At 61.7% G+C, this 15,296-nt stretch carries 16 protein-coding genes and 1 tRNA gene; 9 read left to right on the top strand and 8 right to left on the bottom strand.

Annotated elements, in window-relative coordinates; translation table 11 throughout:
- Positions 1-290 precede the first annotated feature (290 nt).
- Positions 291-746 (top strand): MmcB family DNA repair protein, encoded by a 456-nt coding sequence (locus K7H22_RS11030; protein ID WP_230800867.1) that lies wholly within the window; start codon positions 291-293, stop codon positions 744-746.
- 10 nt (positions 747-756) lie between these two features.
- Here the strand turns inward: K7H22_RS11030 and K7H22_RS11025 are convergent, their stop codons facing one another.
- Positions 757-945 carry a DUF6324 family protein gene (locus tag K7H22_RS11025; RefSeq protein WP_230800866.1) on the bottom strand — a complete coding sequence of 63 codons (189 nt, stop codon included), beginning with the start codon at positions 943-945 and terminating at the stop codon, positions 757-759.
- Between the two features lie 80 nt (positions 946-1,025).
- On the opposite strand from K7H22_RS11025, the gene K7H22_RS11020 reads away from it, so the two are divergent.
- Positions 1,026-1,508 carry a GNAT family N-acetyltransferase gene (locus tag K7H22_RS11020; protein ID WP_230800865.1) on the top strand — a complete coding sequence of 161 codons (483 nt, stop codon included), beginning with the start codon at positions 1,026-1,028 and terminating at the stop codon, positions 1,506-1,508.
- Positions 1,509-1,551: 43 nt separating this feature from the next.
- Positions 1,552-1,628, top strand: a tRNA-His gene (locus tag K7H22_RS11015).
- 12 nt (positions 1,629-1,640) lie between these two features.
- On the opposite strand, the gene K7H22_RS11010 is transcribed toward K7H22_RS11015, so the two are convergent.
- The gene (locus K7H22_RS11010; RefSeq protein ID WP_230800864.1) at positions 1,641-1,940 is read right to left on the bottom strand and encodes a DUF6476 family protein; all 300 of its coding nucleotides are present in this window, start codon (positions 1,938-1,940) and stop codon (positions 1,641-1,643) included.
- Between K7H22_RS11010 and K7H22_RS11005 the strand changes: the two genes are divergently transcribed.
- The 3 genes from K7H22_RS11005 to K7H22_RS10995 all read left to right on the top strand — a co-directional run bounded on the left by K7H22_RS11005 (position 1,939) and on the right by K7H22_RS10995 (position 4,407).
- Positions 1,939-2,964: an RluA family pseudouridine synthase gene (locus K7H22_RS11005; protein ID WP_230800863.1), complete on the top strand. Its 1,026-nt coding sequence runs from the start codon at positions 1,939-1,941 to the stop codon at positions 2,962-2,964. The two genes, K7H22_RS11010 and K7H22_RS11005, sit on opposite strands and share 2 nt — an antisense overlap.
- 199 nt (positions 2,965-3,163) lie before the next feature.
- Positions 3,164-4,060: an RNA polymerase sigma factor RpoH gene (rpoH, locus tag K7H22_RS11000; RefSeq protein ID WP_230800862.1), complete on the top strand. Its 897-nt coding sequence runs from the start codon at positions 3,164-3,166 to the stop codon at positions 4,058-4,060.
- A gap of 77 nt (positions 4,061-4,137) precedes the next feature.
- The gene (locus tag K7H22_RS10995) at positions 4,138-4,407 is read left to right on the top strand and encodes a DksA/TraR family C4-type zinc finger protein (RefSeq protein ID WP_230800861.1); all 270 of its coding nucleotides are present in this window, start codon (positions 4,138-4,140) and stop codon (positions 4,405-4,407) included.
- 203 nt (positions 4,408-4,610) lie between these two features.
- Here the strand turns inward: K7H22_RS10995 and K7H22_RS10990 are convergent, their stop codons facing one another.
- The 4 genes from K7H22_RS10990 to K7H22_RS10975 form a co-directional block, all read right to left on the bottom strand.
- Positions 4,611-4,946, bottom strand: a complete 336-nt coding sequence (locus tag K7H22_RS10990) for a GNAT family N-acetyltransferase (RefSeq protein WP_230800860.1) — start codon at positions 4,944-4,946, stop codon at positions 4,611-4,613.
- On the bottom strand, positions 4,943-6,775 hold the full coding sequence (locus tag K7H22_RS10985; protein WP_230800859.1) for a M3 family oligoendopeptidase: 1,833 nt from the start codon (positions 6,773-6,775) through the stop codon (positions 4,943-4,945). The genes K7H22_RS10990 and K7H22_RS10985 overlap by 4 nt, the downstream gene beginning before the upstream one ends.
- Positions 6,776-6,839: 64 nt before the next feature.
- Complete coding sequence (locus K7H22_RS10980; RefSeq protein WP_230800858.1) at positions 6,840-8,429, bottom strand: ATP-dependent DNA ligase; 1,590 nt, start codon at positions 8,427-8,429, stop codon at positions 6,840-6,842.
- Complete coding sequence (locus K7H22_RS10975; RefSeq protein ID WP_230800857.1) at positions 8,426-9,448, bottom strand: ligase-associated DNA damage response exonuclease; 1,023 nt, start codon at positions 9,446-9,448, stop codon at positions 8,426-8,428. The genes K7H22_RS10980 and K7H22_RS10975 overlap by 4 nt, the downstream gene beginning before the upstream one ends.
- Positions 9,449-9,578: 130 nt before the next feature.
- Here K7H22_RS10975 and K7H22_RS10970 point away from each other — a divergent pair, with 130 nt between their 5' ends.
- Entirely contained in the window at positions 9,579-10,409 is an 831-nt protein-coding gene (locus K7H22_RS10970) for a fumarylacetoacetate hydrolase family protein (protein WP_230800856.1), read from the top strand.
- Positions 10,410-10,443: 34 nt separating this feature from the next.
- Here K7H22_RS10970 and K7H22_RS10965 read toward each other — a convergent pair whose 3' ends face one another.
- Positions 10,444-11,415: an alpha/beta fold hydrolase gene (locus tag K7H22_RS10965; RefSeq protein WP_230800855.1), complete on the bottom strand. Its 972-nt coding sequence runs from the start codon at positions 11,413-11,415 to the stop codon at positions 10,444-10,446.
- Between the two features lie 3 nt (positions 11,416-11,418).
- Complete coding sequence (locus K7H22_RS10960) at positions 11,419-11,709, bottom strand: SCP2 sterol-binding domain-containing protein (RefSeq protein WP_230800854.1); 291 nt, start codon at positions 11,707-11,709, stop codon at positions 11,419-11,421.
- 66 nt (positions 11,710-11,775) lie between these two features.
- On the opposite strand from K7H22_RS10960, the gene K7H22_RS10955 reads away from it, so the two are divergent.
- Positions 11,776-12,351 carry a tetratricopeptide repeat protein gene (locus K7H22_RS10955; protein WP_230800853.1) on the top strand — a complete coding sequence of 192 codons (576 nt, stop codon included), beginning with the start codon at positions 11,776-11,778 and terminating at the stop codon, positions 12,349-12,351.
- 15 nt (positions 12,352-12,366) lie between these two features.
- Entirely contained in the window at positions 12,367-15,288 is a 2,922-nt protein-coding gene (locus K7H22_RS10950) for a helicase-related protein (RefSeq protein ID WP_230800852.1), read from the top strand.
- Positions 15,289-15,296 lie beyond the last annotated feature (8 nt).

The raw sequence follows: 15,296 nt of genomic DNA, 5'->3' as shown, positions 1-15,296 counted from the left end.
CGGTCGTTAGGATTTCTGCCTGATGCAGACCGGCGGACCATCTATTTGTGCGAGAGTGGCGGGCCCGCAGCAGCCGTGTGGTTCATGCATTCCCGAGAGCCTGTAAGTACAGGTGGGCGTCAGGTAATAAGACCAGGGTCAGATCAGAGCCAACTCCCTCGGAAGTTTTTATGGCCACTGGAATGTAACCGTTCACGTGAAGAGCAGCACCCGCCACGCCAACAGTTAGGCGCTCTTATGCCTTTCGGCAAGGGGTTGTAAGCGTTCCTGTTCTGTTCGATATTCGCGGCATGAGCAATGTAGCACCCCAGATAATCCAGCATGGTCGCCTTCTGGCGCGGGGTGTCGCGCGGCACCTGCTGGGCCACGGGGTCGTCACGATCGAAGAATTCGTGCCAGCGCGCGGTTTGCGCGTCGATCTTATGGGATTGTCCGACAAGGGCGAGATCTGGGTGGTCGAGTGCAAATCCAGCCGTGCGGATTTCATGCAGGATGCGAAATGGCAGGGTTATCTGGACTGGTGCGACCGTTTCTTCTGGGCGGTCGATGCGGAATTTCCGGTGGAACTGCTGCCCGATGACAGCGGGCTGATCCTGTCCGATCCCTATGATGCCGAAATTGTGCGGATGGCCCCTTCAACGCCTTTGGCCCCTGCGCGGCGGCGCAAGCTGACGCAAATGTTCGCACGTCACGCCGCACAACGACTGCAGGTCTTGCGTGATCCAGACGCGCGGATCGTCTTATGATATCAGTGTCTTAGCGCTTGACCAGTCGCGCGGCAGCAGCTGCGGCGCGAATTTCTTCGGCGATTTCTTCGGCCTCTTCGGGGTCGAAATCCATCGGCACCTCGATGCCCTGCGACTCGACAAATATCCGCACCATACCCAGTTCGGTCGGTCCGATCTGAAGGTTCGCCTCGATGTCGCGCTCGCTGTTGATACCCATGATGCATTCTCCGCTGGATGGGGAGGGGTGCTACCTGTTTCCCACTTGCTTGGCAAGCGTGGGCAGGATCATATCCCGCCATGCCCGAGACAACCCTGCGCCCTTTTGATCCTGCCGATGCGCCTTGGCTGATAGAACGCCACAGCACACTCTACGCACAAGCCGACGGTTTTGACGCGACATTCGCCCCGCTTGTCGCCACGATTCTGGATGAATTCATCGCGTCCCGCGATCCTGGGGCCGAGGCCGGATGGATCGCCGAGAATGCGGGGCTGCGGGTGGGCAGCATCTTTTGTGTGCGTCTGGATAACCAAACAGCCAAGCTGCGCTTGTTCCTGCTGGAACCGCAGATGCGCGGGCAGGGGCTGGGCAAGCTGATGCTGGCGCATTGCATGGCCTTCGCACGGCGAGCCGGTTACAGCCAGATGAAGCTTTGGACCCATGAAAGCCACAAGGCTGCCTGCGCGCTCTATGCGGCCACGGGCTGGCGCATGACAGCCTCCAGACCGGTGCATTCCTTCGGGTGCGCTCTGGTCGAACAAAGCTGGCAAATTGATCTCTGACGCTCTTGCAATCAGTGGGGCTTGCGGTTAAATCCGCCACAGTGCCGCCTTAGCTCAGTTGGTTAGAGCGCTTGATTGTGGATCAAGAGGTCCCCCGTTCGAGCCGGGGAGGTGGTACCATCTGAACCTTGGTCAATCCATCTGGACGGTGATGTCCTGCCGCAACTGCCCGTCAGTGCGGTTATAGATCAGGATGCGGTCATCGGTGGTGATCACAGCATACCAACCCGCTGTTGCCGTGAAAGCCTGCGCACGCGCGCCGTCCGGCAGGGTGATCGTATCGGGCAAAGGCGGCGTGGCGCTGGGGAAACGGATGACAAGCAGGGCAATCAGCACTAGAAGCCCTGCAATCATCGTGCCCGTCAGAACCGTCACCAGCAGGCGCAGAAACCGAAGATTGCCCGGTTCGGGTGTAGGAGAGTCATCGCTCATGGGCATTTGTCGCCTTTCTGTCCGGATTTTCGCCGATCCACCACAGCGTCTTGATAAGGCGCTTTCGCGGGATGTTCCAGACGATGCGAACCTGTCGCGCACGCGACTGATGCGCCTGATCGCTGACGGCCATGTCACGCTGAACGGGCAGGTCGCTACCGATCCCAAGGCCAAGGTCCAAGAAGGCGATATCGTGGATATTGACGTGCCGGAGGCCGAGGATAGCCATATCGGCCCCGAGGATATCGCCCTGTCGGTCGTGTTCGAGGATGAGGACCTGATCGTGATCGACAAGCCTGCCGGCATGGTCGTGCATCCGGCCCCCGGCTCGCCTTCTGGCACGCTGGTCAATGCGCTGCTGGCCCATTGTGGCGATGCCCTGTCGGGTGTGGGGGGGATGAAACGCCCCGGTATTGTGCACCGGATCGACAAGGATACTTCAGGTCTGCTGGTTGTGGCGAAATCCGACCGTGCCCATCACGGGCTGGCTGCGCAATTCGAGAAACATACGGTCGAGCGCTATTACAAAGCGGTCGCTTACGGCGTGCCCGATGCCAATGATCCGCGTCTTCGCGGGATCAAGGGCGTTAATTTCGAGCCGGGCAATATCATGAAGATCACCACCCAACTGGCGCGGCACAAGGCCGACCGCCAGAAGCAGGCGGTGCTGTTCCACGGCGGGCGCCATGCGGTGACGCGGGCGCGGATCGTCGAATCCTTCGGTGCGCCTGCGGTGGCCAGTCTGGTGGAATGCTGGCTGGAGACAGGCCGCACCCACCAGATCAGGGTGCATCTTGCCCATGCAGGGCACGCGCTTGTCGGTGATCCCACCTATGGCGGGCGACGCAAGCTGGCGCAGGGGGCGGTCAGCGAGGCGGCAGCCCTCGCGGTGCGGGCGTTTCCGCGTCAGGCGCTGCACGCGCAGGTGCTGGGCTTCGTGCATCCGGTCAGCGGTGAAACCCTCAGGTTCGAGGCGGAAATCCCGCAGGATATGGCCGGTCTGATCGACGTTCTGCGCGGTTAAGGTCCTTTCAGGGGGAACCGATACGCGCACATCGGCGTTACTATTGTGACATGCGCTGTCCTTTGTGACGGAAAATCGGTTATGGTTCGTGAAACATTTCGCTCCATCAGACTTGAAACGCCATGTGGAGCGCCATAAATGTAATGTTAAGCCCCTTAACTTAAGCGAGGGGTCCCTCATCTCGAAAGGGACTGTTTATATGAGCAATTATGCAAATCTTCCGGCACCAACGCCCGAGGGCGGTCTGAACAGGTATATGCAGGAAATCCGCAAGTTTCCTCTGCTGGAACCGGAAGAGGAATATATGCTGGCCAAACGCTGGGTCGAAGAGCAGGACACCGAGGCGGCGCACCGCATGGTGACCAGCCACCTGCGACTGGCCGCCAAGATTGCCATGGGTTATCGCGGCTACGGGCTGCCGCAGGCCGAGGTCATTTCCGAAGCGAATGTCGGCTTGATGCAGGCCGTCAAGCGGTTCGACCCTGAAAAGGGGTTCCGCCTAGCAACCTATGCGATGTGGTGGATCAGGGCCTCGATCCAGGAATATATCCTGCGCTCGTGGAGCCTTGTGAAACTGGGCACGACCTCGGCGCAGAAGAAGTTGTTCTTCAACCTGCGCAAGGCGAAGTCGAAGATCGGCGCGCTGGAAGAGGGCGACTTACGCCCCGAGAACGTCAAGCAGATCGCGACCGATCTGGGCGTGACCGAGGCCGAGGTTATCAGCATGAACCGCCGCCTGTCGGGGGGCGATGCATCGCTGAACGCGACGGTCGGCTCCGAGGGCGAAGGCTCGATGCAGTGGCAGGACTGGCTTGAGGATGAGGATGCCGACCAAGCCAATGACTATGCCGAGCGTGACGAGATGACAGCACGCCGCGCCTTACTGGCGCAAGCGATGGATGTGCTGAACGAACGCGAGCGCGATATCCTGACCCAACGGCGTCTGTCGGACGAGACTGTGACTCTTGAGGATCTGAGCGCGCAATATGACGTAAGCCGCGAACGTATCCGCCAGATCGAGGTGCGCGCCTTCGAGAAACTGCAAAAGCGGATGCGCGAACTGGCGCAGTCCAAGGGCATGCTGGAAAGCGCGTGAACGCAAAGGGCTTGAACATGACGGCACCGGCCTTTTAGGCTGGTGCCGTTTTGCATTGTGCAACGGAGGGCGGGATCATGGCAGGTGGCTGGGCGCGCGATGGCGCGGTCAATGAACAGATCGAGGCCTCCATTCAAGACGAACTGGCCCGCCTCAAGGCGCGGCGCACGCCGGTCGGCGACAGCCTGACCCATTGCGCCGATTGCGAGGACCCCATCCCCGAGGCACGGCGTGCCGCATTGCCGGCGGTAAAGCTGTGCATCGATTGCCAGTCCGAGCGGCAGGGCGCAAATCAGCGCCGCGGCGGGATCAACCGGCGCGGATCAAAAGACAGCCAGATGAAATAGGGGGCGCTGCCCCCAAGTCCTGACGGACTTCCCCCGGGATATTTGCGGCAAGATGAAGCCGGTCAGAGCGTGAGGCGCATGATATGCTGCGGTCCGGCATCGCCATGCGGCCAGAGCGCGCCAGTGTCGGTGAAGCCGCCTGTGAGATAGCTGGCAATGGCGGCAGTGTTTTGCAGGTTGACGGTAAGCCAGAGGCGACGAGCCTACGGATAGGTTTCATGCAGAAAGGCAGGCAGGGCGCGCATGGCGGATGTGCCGATCCCTTTGCCCTGACGGGCCGCGTCGATCATGACGGTTCGCAAGCCCAGATCGCCCTGCAGGGCAAATCCATATGCGGCGGTATATCCCGTGTCGATCCTGAAGAGACCGACAGGCGCGTCGTCGGAGTTGATCGCGAGCACATCCACATCCACATCCGGCGCAGGGTTTTCAAACACCTCGCGCACCGAGCCGGAAAAGAGTATTTGGTCAGCCCGCACATTGATGGCTGCGACAAGGGGGAAATCGGTCAGGCGCAAGGGCGCCAGCGTGACCCTCACCCCTCCATCGCCTCCAGCTCGTCGATCATATCCGAGATCATCGACAGACCCTTGTCCCAGAATTTGGGGTCCGAGGCGTCAAGGCCGAAGGGGGCCAGCAGGTCCTTGTGGTGCTTTGACCCGCCTGCCTTGAGCATGTCGAAATACTTGTCCTGAAAGCCCTCGGGGTTTTCCTCATAGACCGCATAGAGCGCGTTCACGAGGCCGTCGCCGAAGGCATAGGCATAGACATAGAAGGGCGAATGCACGAAATGCGGGATATAGGCCCAGAAGGTCTCGTATCCGTCCATGAAATCGAAGGCCGGCCCAAGGCTTTCGGCCTGCACGCTCATCCACAAGTCGTTGATGTCATCCGGCGTCAACTCGCCATGGCGGCGCGCGGCGTGGAGTTTGCATTCGAAATCATAGAACGCGATCTGGCGCACGACCGTGTTGATCATATCCTCGACCTTGCCGGCCAGCAGGGTCTTGCGCTCGGCCTGTGTCTTTGCCCCGTCCAGCAGTTTGCGGAAGGTCAGCATCTCGCCGAACACACTTGCGGTTTCGGCCAGTGTCAGCGGGGTGGATGACAGCATTTCTCCCTGACCTGCGGCCAGAACCTGATGCACGCCATGTCCCAGTTCATGCGCCAACGTCATCACGTCACGCGGTTTGCCAAGATAGTTGAGCATCACATAAGGATGCACTTCGGTCACGGTCGGATGCGCGAAGGCACCGGGGGCCTTGCCGGGTTTCACGCCTGCGTCGATCCAGCCCTTGTCGAAGAAGGGTGCGGCCAGATCGGCCATGCGGGGATCGAAACCGGCATAGGCATCCATCACCATACTGCGCGCAGTGGGCCAGTCGACGGTCTTGACCTCCTCGACCGGCAAGGGCGCGTTGCGATCCCAGACCTGCATGCGGTCAAGGCCCAGCCATTTGCGTTTCAATTCGTAATAACGGTGGCTCAGCTTGGGATAGGCCGCGACCACGGCGTTGCGCAGCGCGTCAACCACGTCGGGTTCGACATCGTTGGACAGGTGCCGCCCCGTCTGGGGCGTGGGCATGCCGCGCCAGCGGTCGATGACCTCTTTCTCTTTGGCCTGCGTGTTGTGCACGCGCGCGAAAGTCTTGATATTCATGCCGAAAACGCGCGCTAGTTCGGTTGCGGCAGCTTCACGCTTGGCGCGGTCATGATCGGTCAGCAGGTTCAGCGTGCCTTCGATGTTCAGCGGCTCGCCATCCACTTCGAAGCCCAAACCGGCGATGGTTTCATCGAACAGACGCTCCCATGCGTCGCCCACAACGCCCAGATCATGGAGAAATTTCTCCATCTCGTCCGACAACTGATAGGGTTTCATCGCGCGGATGCGGTCGAATACGGGCTTGTAACGCGCAAGTTCGTCGCTGGCAGCGAAAAGTCCTGCCACATGGTCATCGTTCAGCCGGTTCAGTTCCAGTGTGAAGAAGACCAGAGGCGTCGTGAAATTGGTGATCTTTTCTTGACAATCCGACATGAATTTGGCGCGGGTGGCGTCGATCGTCATCTGGTAGTAGCGCAGGCCCGCGAAGGACATGATCCGCCCTGCAATGCTTGAAATACGCTCGTTCCGCAGCACGCAATCCAGCATTCCCTTGGCATCCAGCGTGGCCAGCTTACCCTCGTAATCCGCCGCAAAACTGGCGCAGGCCTGTTCCAGCCAATCCAGATCGCGCTTCAACTCGGGCGCATCCTCTGCGGTGTAAAGATCCGACAGATCCCATTCCGGCAAATCCCCCAGATCCTTGCTGCCACGGCTGGCATGGGCGTCCCAGACGGGATCAAGGGCGGGAAAGGGAAGCTGGAACATGGGATCACCTGTCTTGTTGCGTTCCGTCAGACATAGGGGCTTGGCCGCAGGCTCTCAAGCCGGATCAGCCATATTGCGCCAGCATTTCACGCAGGTGGTCCAACGTATCGGCCTGATCCACGGTCTTGTCCTGCCGCCAGCGCAGCATGCGGGGAAAGCGCAGGGCGATACCCGACTTATGGCGCGGGCTTTCCTGAATGCCCTCGAAAGCGATCTCGAACACATGATGGGGGGTGACCTGCCGCACAGGGCCGAAGCGTTGCAGCGTGTTGCGGCGCACCCATTGGGTGATCTTGGTGAATTCCGCATCCGTCAGGCCGGAATAGGCTTTGGTAAAGGGGACAAGCTCGTTGCCCTGCCAGACCGCGAAGGTGAAATCCGTGAAGAGGTTGGCGCGGCGCCCGTGGCCGGCCTGTGCGTAGATCATCACGGCATCCACGGTCAGCGGATCCAGCTTCCATTTCCACCAGTCACCGCGCTTGCGGCCCACGTGATAGGGGCTGGAGAGGCGTTTGATCATCACCCCCTCGGCCTTCATGTCGCGGGCCTGTGATCGGCTGTGGCGCAGGCTGTCCCAGTTCGCAGATTGGATCAACGGCGAAGGGCGCAGGGGACTGTCTTGGGGACCAGCCGCCAGAAGGCTGTCCAGCATCGCGCGCCGTTGGTGCAGCGGGGCTGCGCGCAAGTCACGTCCCGCGCTTTCCAGAAGGTCATAGGCCAACAGAATGACGGGTGCCTCGGCCAGCAGTTTCTTCGGCACGGTCTTGCGTGTTATGCGTTTTTGCAAAATGGCAAAGGGCAGGGGAGATGCGCCGTCCCATGCCACAAGTTCGCCGTCCAGCACGGTGCCGTCCGGCAGGTCAACGGCCAGGCGCGCCAGTTCGGGGAAGCGGTCTGTCATCAGTTCCTCGCCCCGCGACCAGATATGGACCGCGCCGCCGCGGGCAATCACCTGCGCGCGAATGCCGTCCCATTTCCATTCGGCCTGCCAGTCGGTCAGGGGACCAAGGCTGTCGGGATCATCGACTCCATGCGCCAGACAGAACGGATAGGGGCGCGACAGGTCCGCCGCAGGGTCATCCGCCTCGATCAGGCTGGCAAAGCTGGTCGTGTCGGGCGACCAGTCCCCCATCAGGCGGTGCGCCAGTTCCGCCTCGGGCTTGGCCGTGGCCTGCGCCAATGCGCGCGTCATCAGCTTCTGGCTGACGCCCATGCGGAACCCGCCCGTCAGAAGTTTGTTGAAAACCAGTCTTTCGGTCGTGTCCAGCCTGTCCCATGCAGCCAGCACAGTGGTTTTCCGAACCTCGTCATTTGAATCAGATATGGAGCGTAATACATTGATCCAATGAGATAAAGAGGATTCTGACCTATGGTGGGCAGGGGGCAGCACAAGGGCGATTGTCTCGGCCAGATCGCCGACGATGCTATAGCTGTCCTCGAACAGCCAAAGCGGGATATCCGCCACTTCGGCAGCCCAGTCGCGCAGGCGTGTGGTCGTCACTGCCCGTTTCGGGCGGCGACCGGAAAACAACGCGATGGTCCAGAGCTTGTCATCGTCGGGGGCTGCGTTGAAATAGTCCGCCAATGCCGCGACCTTGACCGAGGTGCGAGTGGTCTGGTCGATGGCCAGAAAGAGCGCGGCAAAGCCTTTCATGCAGTTTCTCCGGTGTCGGGGGTATCATCCGCCTCCTCGCCGCCGAACTCGGTCGCAAGGATATGGGCATTATACCCTTGCTCGCGCAGGTGCCGTGTGAAGATCTCTGTGTAACCATGCGTTAGAAAAAGATTTTCCGCGCCGGTTTCCCTGATGGCCCCAAGCAGTCCGGGCCAGTCCGCATGATCCGAGATCACAAAGCCGCGGTCGGCCGCGCGCCTGCGCCGCACGCCGCGCATTTGCATCCAGCCGCTCGCAAAGCCCGTGGATAACGGCCCGAAGCGGCGCGCCCAAGTGCTGCCCAGAACCGAGGGCGGTGCCACGATCAGCGCGCCGGATTGGGCCTTACGGTCCAGTTCCGGCGTGATGCGGGTGGTATCCGGCAGGGTCAGGCCTTGGGCGCGCAAGACCGCGTTGGTATTCTCGACCGCTGCATGGGTCAGGATCGGACCGATCGTCGGGTCCAGCAGGTGCAGCACCCGCTGCGCCTTGCCTAGCGAATAGGCTGTCAACAGGCTGGTGCGCCCCTCGGCCTTGTTCGTGGCCCACCACTGGTTGATCTGCTTTGCTACCACTGCCTGCGGTTGCCAGCGGAACACCGGCAGGCCAAAAGTGCATTCCGAGATGAATGTGTGACAGCGTACGGGCTGGAATGTCTCGCAGAAACCGTCCGCTTCGGTTTTGTAATCGCCCGATACCACCCAGACTTCGCCCGCCACCTCGACCCTGATCTGCGCCGATCCCGGCACATGGCCTGCGGGGTGGAAACTGACTTGCGCATCCCCGATCCGGCGCATCTCTCCATAGCTTATTGTCTCGCCGGTGATGTTTCCCAAACGGTGCCGCATGACCGGCATACAGGCATCGGTGCAAAGGTAGTGCCTGTGCCCCGGCCTTGCATGGTCAGCATGGCCATGCGTGACCAGTGCGCGATCCACCGGACGCCACGGGTCGACATAGAAATCCCCCGCCGCGCAATAAAGCCCGCGATCTGTCAGGGTGAGGACCGGGGCGGGCATCGGTATTCCTTGGAGTTGCTGCGGTTAGGGGAAAGCTAGGGCGCAACGGGTGGTGAAACCAGTCCCAAGCCGTCTTGCACATCGCGGAGGGCTGGCTAGGGTAACCCGCAAACCAGCGGGAGGAGCCAGAATGCGTTTTGTCAGATACGGTGAGATCGGGGCCGAGAAGCCCGGCGTGCTGGATGCACAGGGGCGCATCCGCGATCTGTCGGGCATTGTGCCGGATCTGGCGGGGGCTGTGCTGTCGAGCCTGCCACAAGTTGATTCTGACAGCCTGCCTTTGGTTGCAGGCAATCCGCGTCTTGGCGCACCTGTGGGGCAGGTAGGCAAATTCATCTGCATCGGGCTGAACTATGCCGATCACGCTGCCGAGGCAGGGATGGAGCCGCCCGCCATGCCGATCGTCTTCATGAAGGCCACATCCGCGATCTGCGGGCCGAACGATCCGGTCTATCTGCCGCGCGGCGCTGCAAAAGGCGACTGGGAGGTGGAGTTGGGCGTCGTGATTGGCAAGACCGCGAAATACGTGACCGAGGCGCAGGCGCTGGATCACGTCGCGGGCTATTGCGTGATCAACGATGTCTCGGAGCGCGCCTTCCAGCTTGACCGTGTGGGCCAGTGGACCAAGGGCAAAAGCGCCGATACGTTTGGCCCCATCGGACCCTGGCTGGTCACACCGGACGAGGCGGGCGACCCGCAAGCCCTTGGCCTGACGCTGGATCTGAACGGCCAGCGCGTGCAGACTGGCACGACGGCTACGATGATCTTTTCCGTGGCGCAGATCATTTCCCATCTGAGCGAGATGATGAGCCTGCAACCGGGCGATGTGATCGCCACAGGCACGCCGCCGGGGGTTGGCATGGGGATGAAGCCGCCACGCTATCTGACCGAGGGCGATGTGATGGAATTGCAGATCGAGGGGCTGGGCCAGCAACGACAGGAGGTGCGGCGCGACGCCTGAGCGATGTGACTAACCGCTTCGCAAAGCGCCCGTTTCAGGCGCTTTGCAGGGTCAGGGTCGTTGCGGGGTTGGATGCGAAATGTTCGGCAACCCCGTTGAATACCATCGCGCGGGTGGCTGGCGTATCCATCATCACCTCATGCTCGCCGCCCTGCACCGTCCGCAATGTGGCATTCGGCCAACTGTCGAAGCGCGAGGTGATTCGATCTGGGCAGACGATGCGCTCGTGAGTGCCCAGATAGGCCAGACATGGCAGGTCGGGCGCTGGTCTGCGTGCCAGATGCGCCATCTCGACAAGCGCCTCGTTCAGCCAGCGCAGGCTGGGCCCGCCAAGCGCAAGATCAGGATAGGCGGTCATGTGCTGCTGCATATAGCTATACATGTCGCGGTCGCGGGTCAGGCTGTTATCGTCGAAGGGCTCGGCGAGCACATAGGTTTCGGGCTTTGTCCCTGGGGCAAGGTAGTGCCCCAGACCAAGCCGCGCGCTGCCCCATGACAGCGCCCAAGCCGCAGGGCGCGTGGCCGCAGCCATCTGGATGCCCCACATCGGCCCCGTAAAGGCGCAGGCCGCCACGGGCAGTCCCTCCATCAAGGATCGCAACCCGATGCAGCCACCCATCGAATGGGCCAGCAGATAGAAGGGTTGCGGCAGATCAAACGCCTGTGTCGCCGCGACCATTGCGGCCACGTCTTTTTGATAATCCGTGAAACGCCCGACATGACCGACCCTACGGTCTGCCAGCAGGCGGTCGGACAGGCCCTGGCCACGCCAGTCTATGGTCAAAGTATCAAAGCCGCGCTGCGCCAGATCGGCAGCAGCGCGGCCGTATTTTTCGATATATTCCGTGCGTCCGGGAAACAGCAGCACGGTGCCGCGCGCGCTGTCTTCTCCGGCGCGGGGCCAATGCCCCAGCCGGATACGACAGCCATCAGACGTCTTGACCCACCAGGCTTGCCCGCCTGCCGGTCCATCTGCAACGTCATGAAAAAGCGGCGCGGGATCCATGGCTTAGCTCAGGACAGAGCCGAGTTGCATCGCCATGCCCATATCGCCATCCACAGCCAGTTTGCCGCTCATGAAAGCCGAGGTCGGGTTCATCTCGCCCGACATCATCGCCTCGAATGTTTCGGCACTGGCGGTCAGCGTCACATCTGCTGCCTCGTCAGCTGCGCGGGCACCTGTCGCATCCACCATGACGGCACCTTCGCCCTCTATGACAAATTTGGCCGAACCGTCAAAGCCGGAACCGCCCATCTTTTCGTTAAGTGCGGCTACGGCCGCGTCGATTACATCGCTCATTCATATGGTCCTTTTTCATGCACGAGGGGCTAACAATTCCCGAAGCGCGCGTTACACTCATCTGTTATGAGCGCGAACCGTTTCAATCTCAAACCTATCGTCGCGGCACTGTTCGCGATAGTCATGTATTCCCTACCCTTGTCCGCGCAGGACGGGACGGAACCGGGCAGTCGTCTGGACAACCTCTATGACGATCTGGCCACAGCCAGCCCCGCCGATGCGAGCGGGATCGTGCGCGAGATCAAGCTGGAGTGGCGCAAGACCGGATCACCCGCGATGGATCTTCTGCTCAAGCGGGGGCGTGACGCGCTGGAGCGGGGAGAGTACAGTGTCGCGATCGAGCATCTGACCGCTTTGACCGATCATGCACCGGATGTTGCCGAGGGTTATCACATCAGGGCGCGGGCCTATTTTCGCGCCGAACAAGTGGGGCCGGCGCTGGCGGATCTGGAGCAAGCGCTGATCCTTGATCCGCGCCATTTCGAGGCCGCCCACGGGCTGGCCGTTGTGCTGGAAGATCTGGACCTTCCTGAACAGGCCTATGCGGCCTATCGCCTTGTGCTTTCGATACATCCCCATTACGACCCCGCCGCGGAAGCGGCGACGCGGCTCAAGACCCGCGTCGAGGGTCTCAAACTCTGATCGGGGAACAGGCCCATGGCGCAGCCTTCACGGATCACGGCGGTCTTAGGGCCGACGAATACCGGCAAGACACATTACGCCATCGAACGGATGCTAGGGCACCGGACAGGCATCATCGGCCTGCCGTTGCGTCTGCTGGCGCGTGAGGTTTACGACAAGATCGTGCGGGCGCGCGGGCCGTCGGTGGTGGCGCTTGTTACAGGCGAAGAACGGATCGTGCCGCCGCGCACGCAATATTGGGTTTGCACGGTCGAGGCGATGCCCGAAGGCATGGGGGTCGACTTTCTGGCACTGGACGAGATCCAGCTTTGCGCCGATCCCGAGCGCGGTCATGTCTTCACCGACCGCTTGATGCGGGCACGCGGCTTGCATGAAACGCTGTTTCTGGGTTCGGACACGATGCGCGGCACTATCGCTGCACTGGTCCCGCAGGCGCAATTCATGCGGCGCGACCGGATGTCGAAGCTGACCTATACAGGTTCGAAAAAGATAAGCAGAATGCCTGCGCGCAGCGCCATTGTCGGCTTTTCGGTTGATAATGTATATGCTATCGCCGAGCTGATCCGTCGTCAGAAGGGTGGTGCGGCGGTCGTGATGGGCGCGCTTTCCCCGCGAACCCGCAACGCGCAGGTCGAGCTTTATCAGAATGGCGATGTGGATTACCTCGTGGCCACTGACGCTATCGGCATGGGGCTGAACCTTGACATCAACCATGTCGCCTTCTCGGCGCTGACCAAGTTCGACGGGCGGCGGATGCGCCACCTTGCCCCGAACGAGTTGGCCCAGATCGCAGGGCGGGCAGGGCGTGGCATGTCGGATGGCACTTTCGGCGTGACCGGCGAGGCCGAACCGCTGGATGACGAGGTGGCCGAGGCGATCATGGAGCATCGCTTCACCCCGATCCGCAAGTTGCAATGGCGCAATCCCAACCTGCAATTCGGCGCGCTTGACCCTTTGATTGCCTCACTCGAGGATACGCCGAAAGACGAGATTCTGGTCAGGGCCCGCGAGGCGGATGACCTGCTGGCGCTCAAATCCCTGTCGCAAGTCGCCGAAGTCCGCGCACGGGCCTCGGATGCCGCCTCGGTCCGGTTGCTCTGGGATGTCTGCCGGATCCCCGATTTTCGGGGGATCAGTCAGGCCGAGCATTCCAGCCTGCTTGAGGCGATCTTTAACTTCCTGCACCAGTCGGGCCGCGTCCCCGATGACTGGCTGGCGACGCAGATCAAGCGCATCGACCGGACCGAAGGCGAGATTGACACATTGTCGAAACGTCTGGCCTTTATCCGGACATGGACATATGTCGCGCAGCGCAGCGGGTGGGTGCGTGACGAAAGCCATTGGCGCGAGGCCACGCGCGCTGTAGAAGATAGACTGTCGGATGCGCTCCACGCGCGGCTGACCCAGAGATTTGTGGATCGCCGGACCTCTGTCCTGTTGCGGCGGCTCAAGCAGAAGGAGGCCCTTTTGGCCGAAGTGAACGACAAGGGTGAAGTGACCGTCGAAGGAGAATTCGTCGGTCGTCTCGAAGGGTTCCGGTTCCGTCAGGACCGTGATGCCACCGCGCAGGAGGCCAAGACGATCCGTCAGGCCAGCACCGCAGCGCTGGTGCCGCATTTCAATCTGCGCGCGGACCGTTTCTATAACGCGCCCGACACCGAGATTGACTATACCGAACAGGGCGGCCTCATGTGGGGCGAACAGGCGGTGGGCAAGCTGGTGGCTGGTGCCGACCCGCTCAAGCCGCAGGTCGCGGCCTTTGTCGACGAGGAAGCGGGCCCCGACGTGGCGCAGAAGGTGCAGCGTCGTCTGCAGCATTTCATTGACCGCAAGATCGCCGCCCTCTTCGAGCCCTTGCTGGCTCTCAGTCGGGACGAGGCGCTCAACGGTCTGGCGCGCGGCTTTGCCTTCCGCATGGTCGAGAATATGGGGATCATGCCCCGCGCCAATGTCGCCGAAGAAGTCAAGGCACTGGATCAGGAGGCGCGTGGCGCCCTGCGCAAACACGGTATCCGGTTCGGCCAATTTACCGTGTTCATGCCCCTGTTGCTGAAACCCGCACCGACCCGCCTGCGGGTTGTGTTGTGGTCGCTGGCGCGCGGTCTGGATGAATTCCCCGAAGCCCCGCCACCGGGACTGGTGACGGTTCCCACGGTCAAGGATGCGCATCCAGAGTTTCACATCATGTCGGGATACCGCGCCGCAGGCGAGCGGGCGATCCGTATCGACATGCTGGAACGTCTGGCCGATATGCTGCGCGCCGAGGATAGCCGCGCAGGGTTTGAGGCCAAAGCCGATATGTTGTCGATCACCGGCATGACTCTGGAGCAGTTTTCCGATCTGATGCAGGGGCTTGGCTACAAGGCGGAACGCGGCGAACGTGCCAAGGTCAAGCCGGTTGCCGCAGATGTACCTGCGCCGGTCGCGTCTGACGCGGCCACGCCCGATATGGCGGAAGGCCAGCAGGCCGAGGCCGAGGCCGAGGCCGTTGCGCCACCGGCACAAGAACCCGCCGCTCCGCAACCCGACGACAGCGCGATAGCGCCGACCGAGACCGCTGGCGAACCCGCCGAGATGGAGGTGTTCTATACCTTCACATGGGGGCGCAAACCGCCATCCCATCAGGGCCGACCGGCGCGCGCGCGTCACGATGCGCCAGCGGCGACGCAGGCCTCCCCGTCGCGGGATGCAACCGAACAGCGCGGCGAGCACAGTGGTGGCAAGCCACGCGGCAAGGGCAAGCCACGCGGCGATGGGTCTCGCGGGGACAACAAGGACCGTGGGCGTGATGATCGTAACAAGGGTCGGGGCCGTGATCAGGACAAGCCGCAGCAGGGTGCCAAAACCTACGAGGCGCGCCCGCCGCGCGCCAAGGACCGTATTGACCCTGACAACCCCTTTGCCGCAGCCCTGATGGGTCTGCGCGACAAAACCTGAGGCAGGCC

The sequence above is a fragment of the Seohaeicola saemankumensis genome, from assembly GCF_021021435.1.
Taxonomy (GTDB): Bacteria; Pseudomonadota; Alphaproteobacteria; order Rhodobacterales; family Rhodobacteraceae; genus Seohaeicola.
The sequence above is the reverse complement of the archived record's forward strand: the minus strand, read 5'-3'. Positions and strand labels throughout refer to the sequence as shown.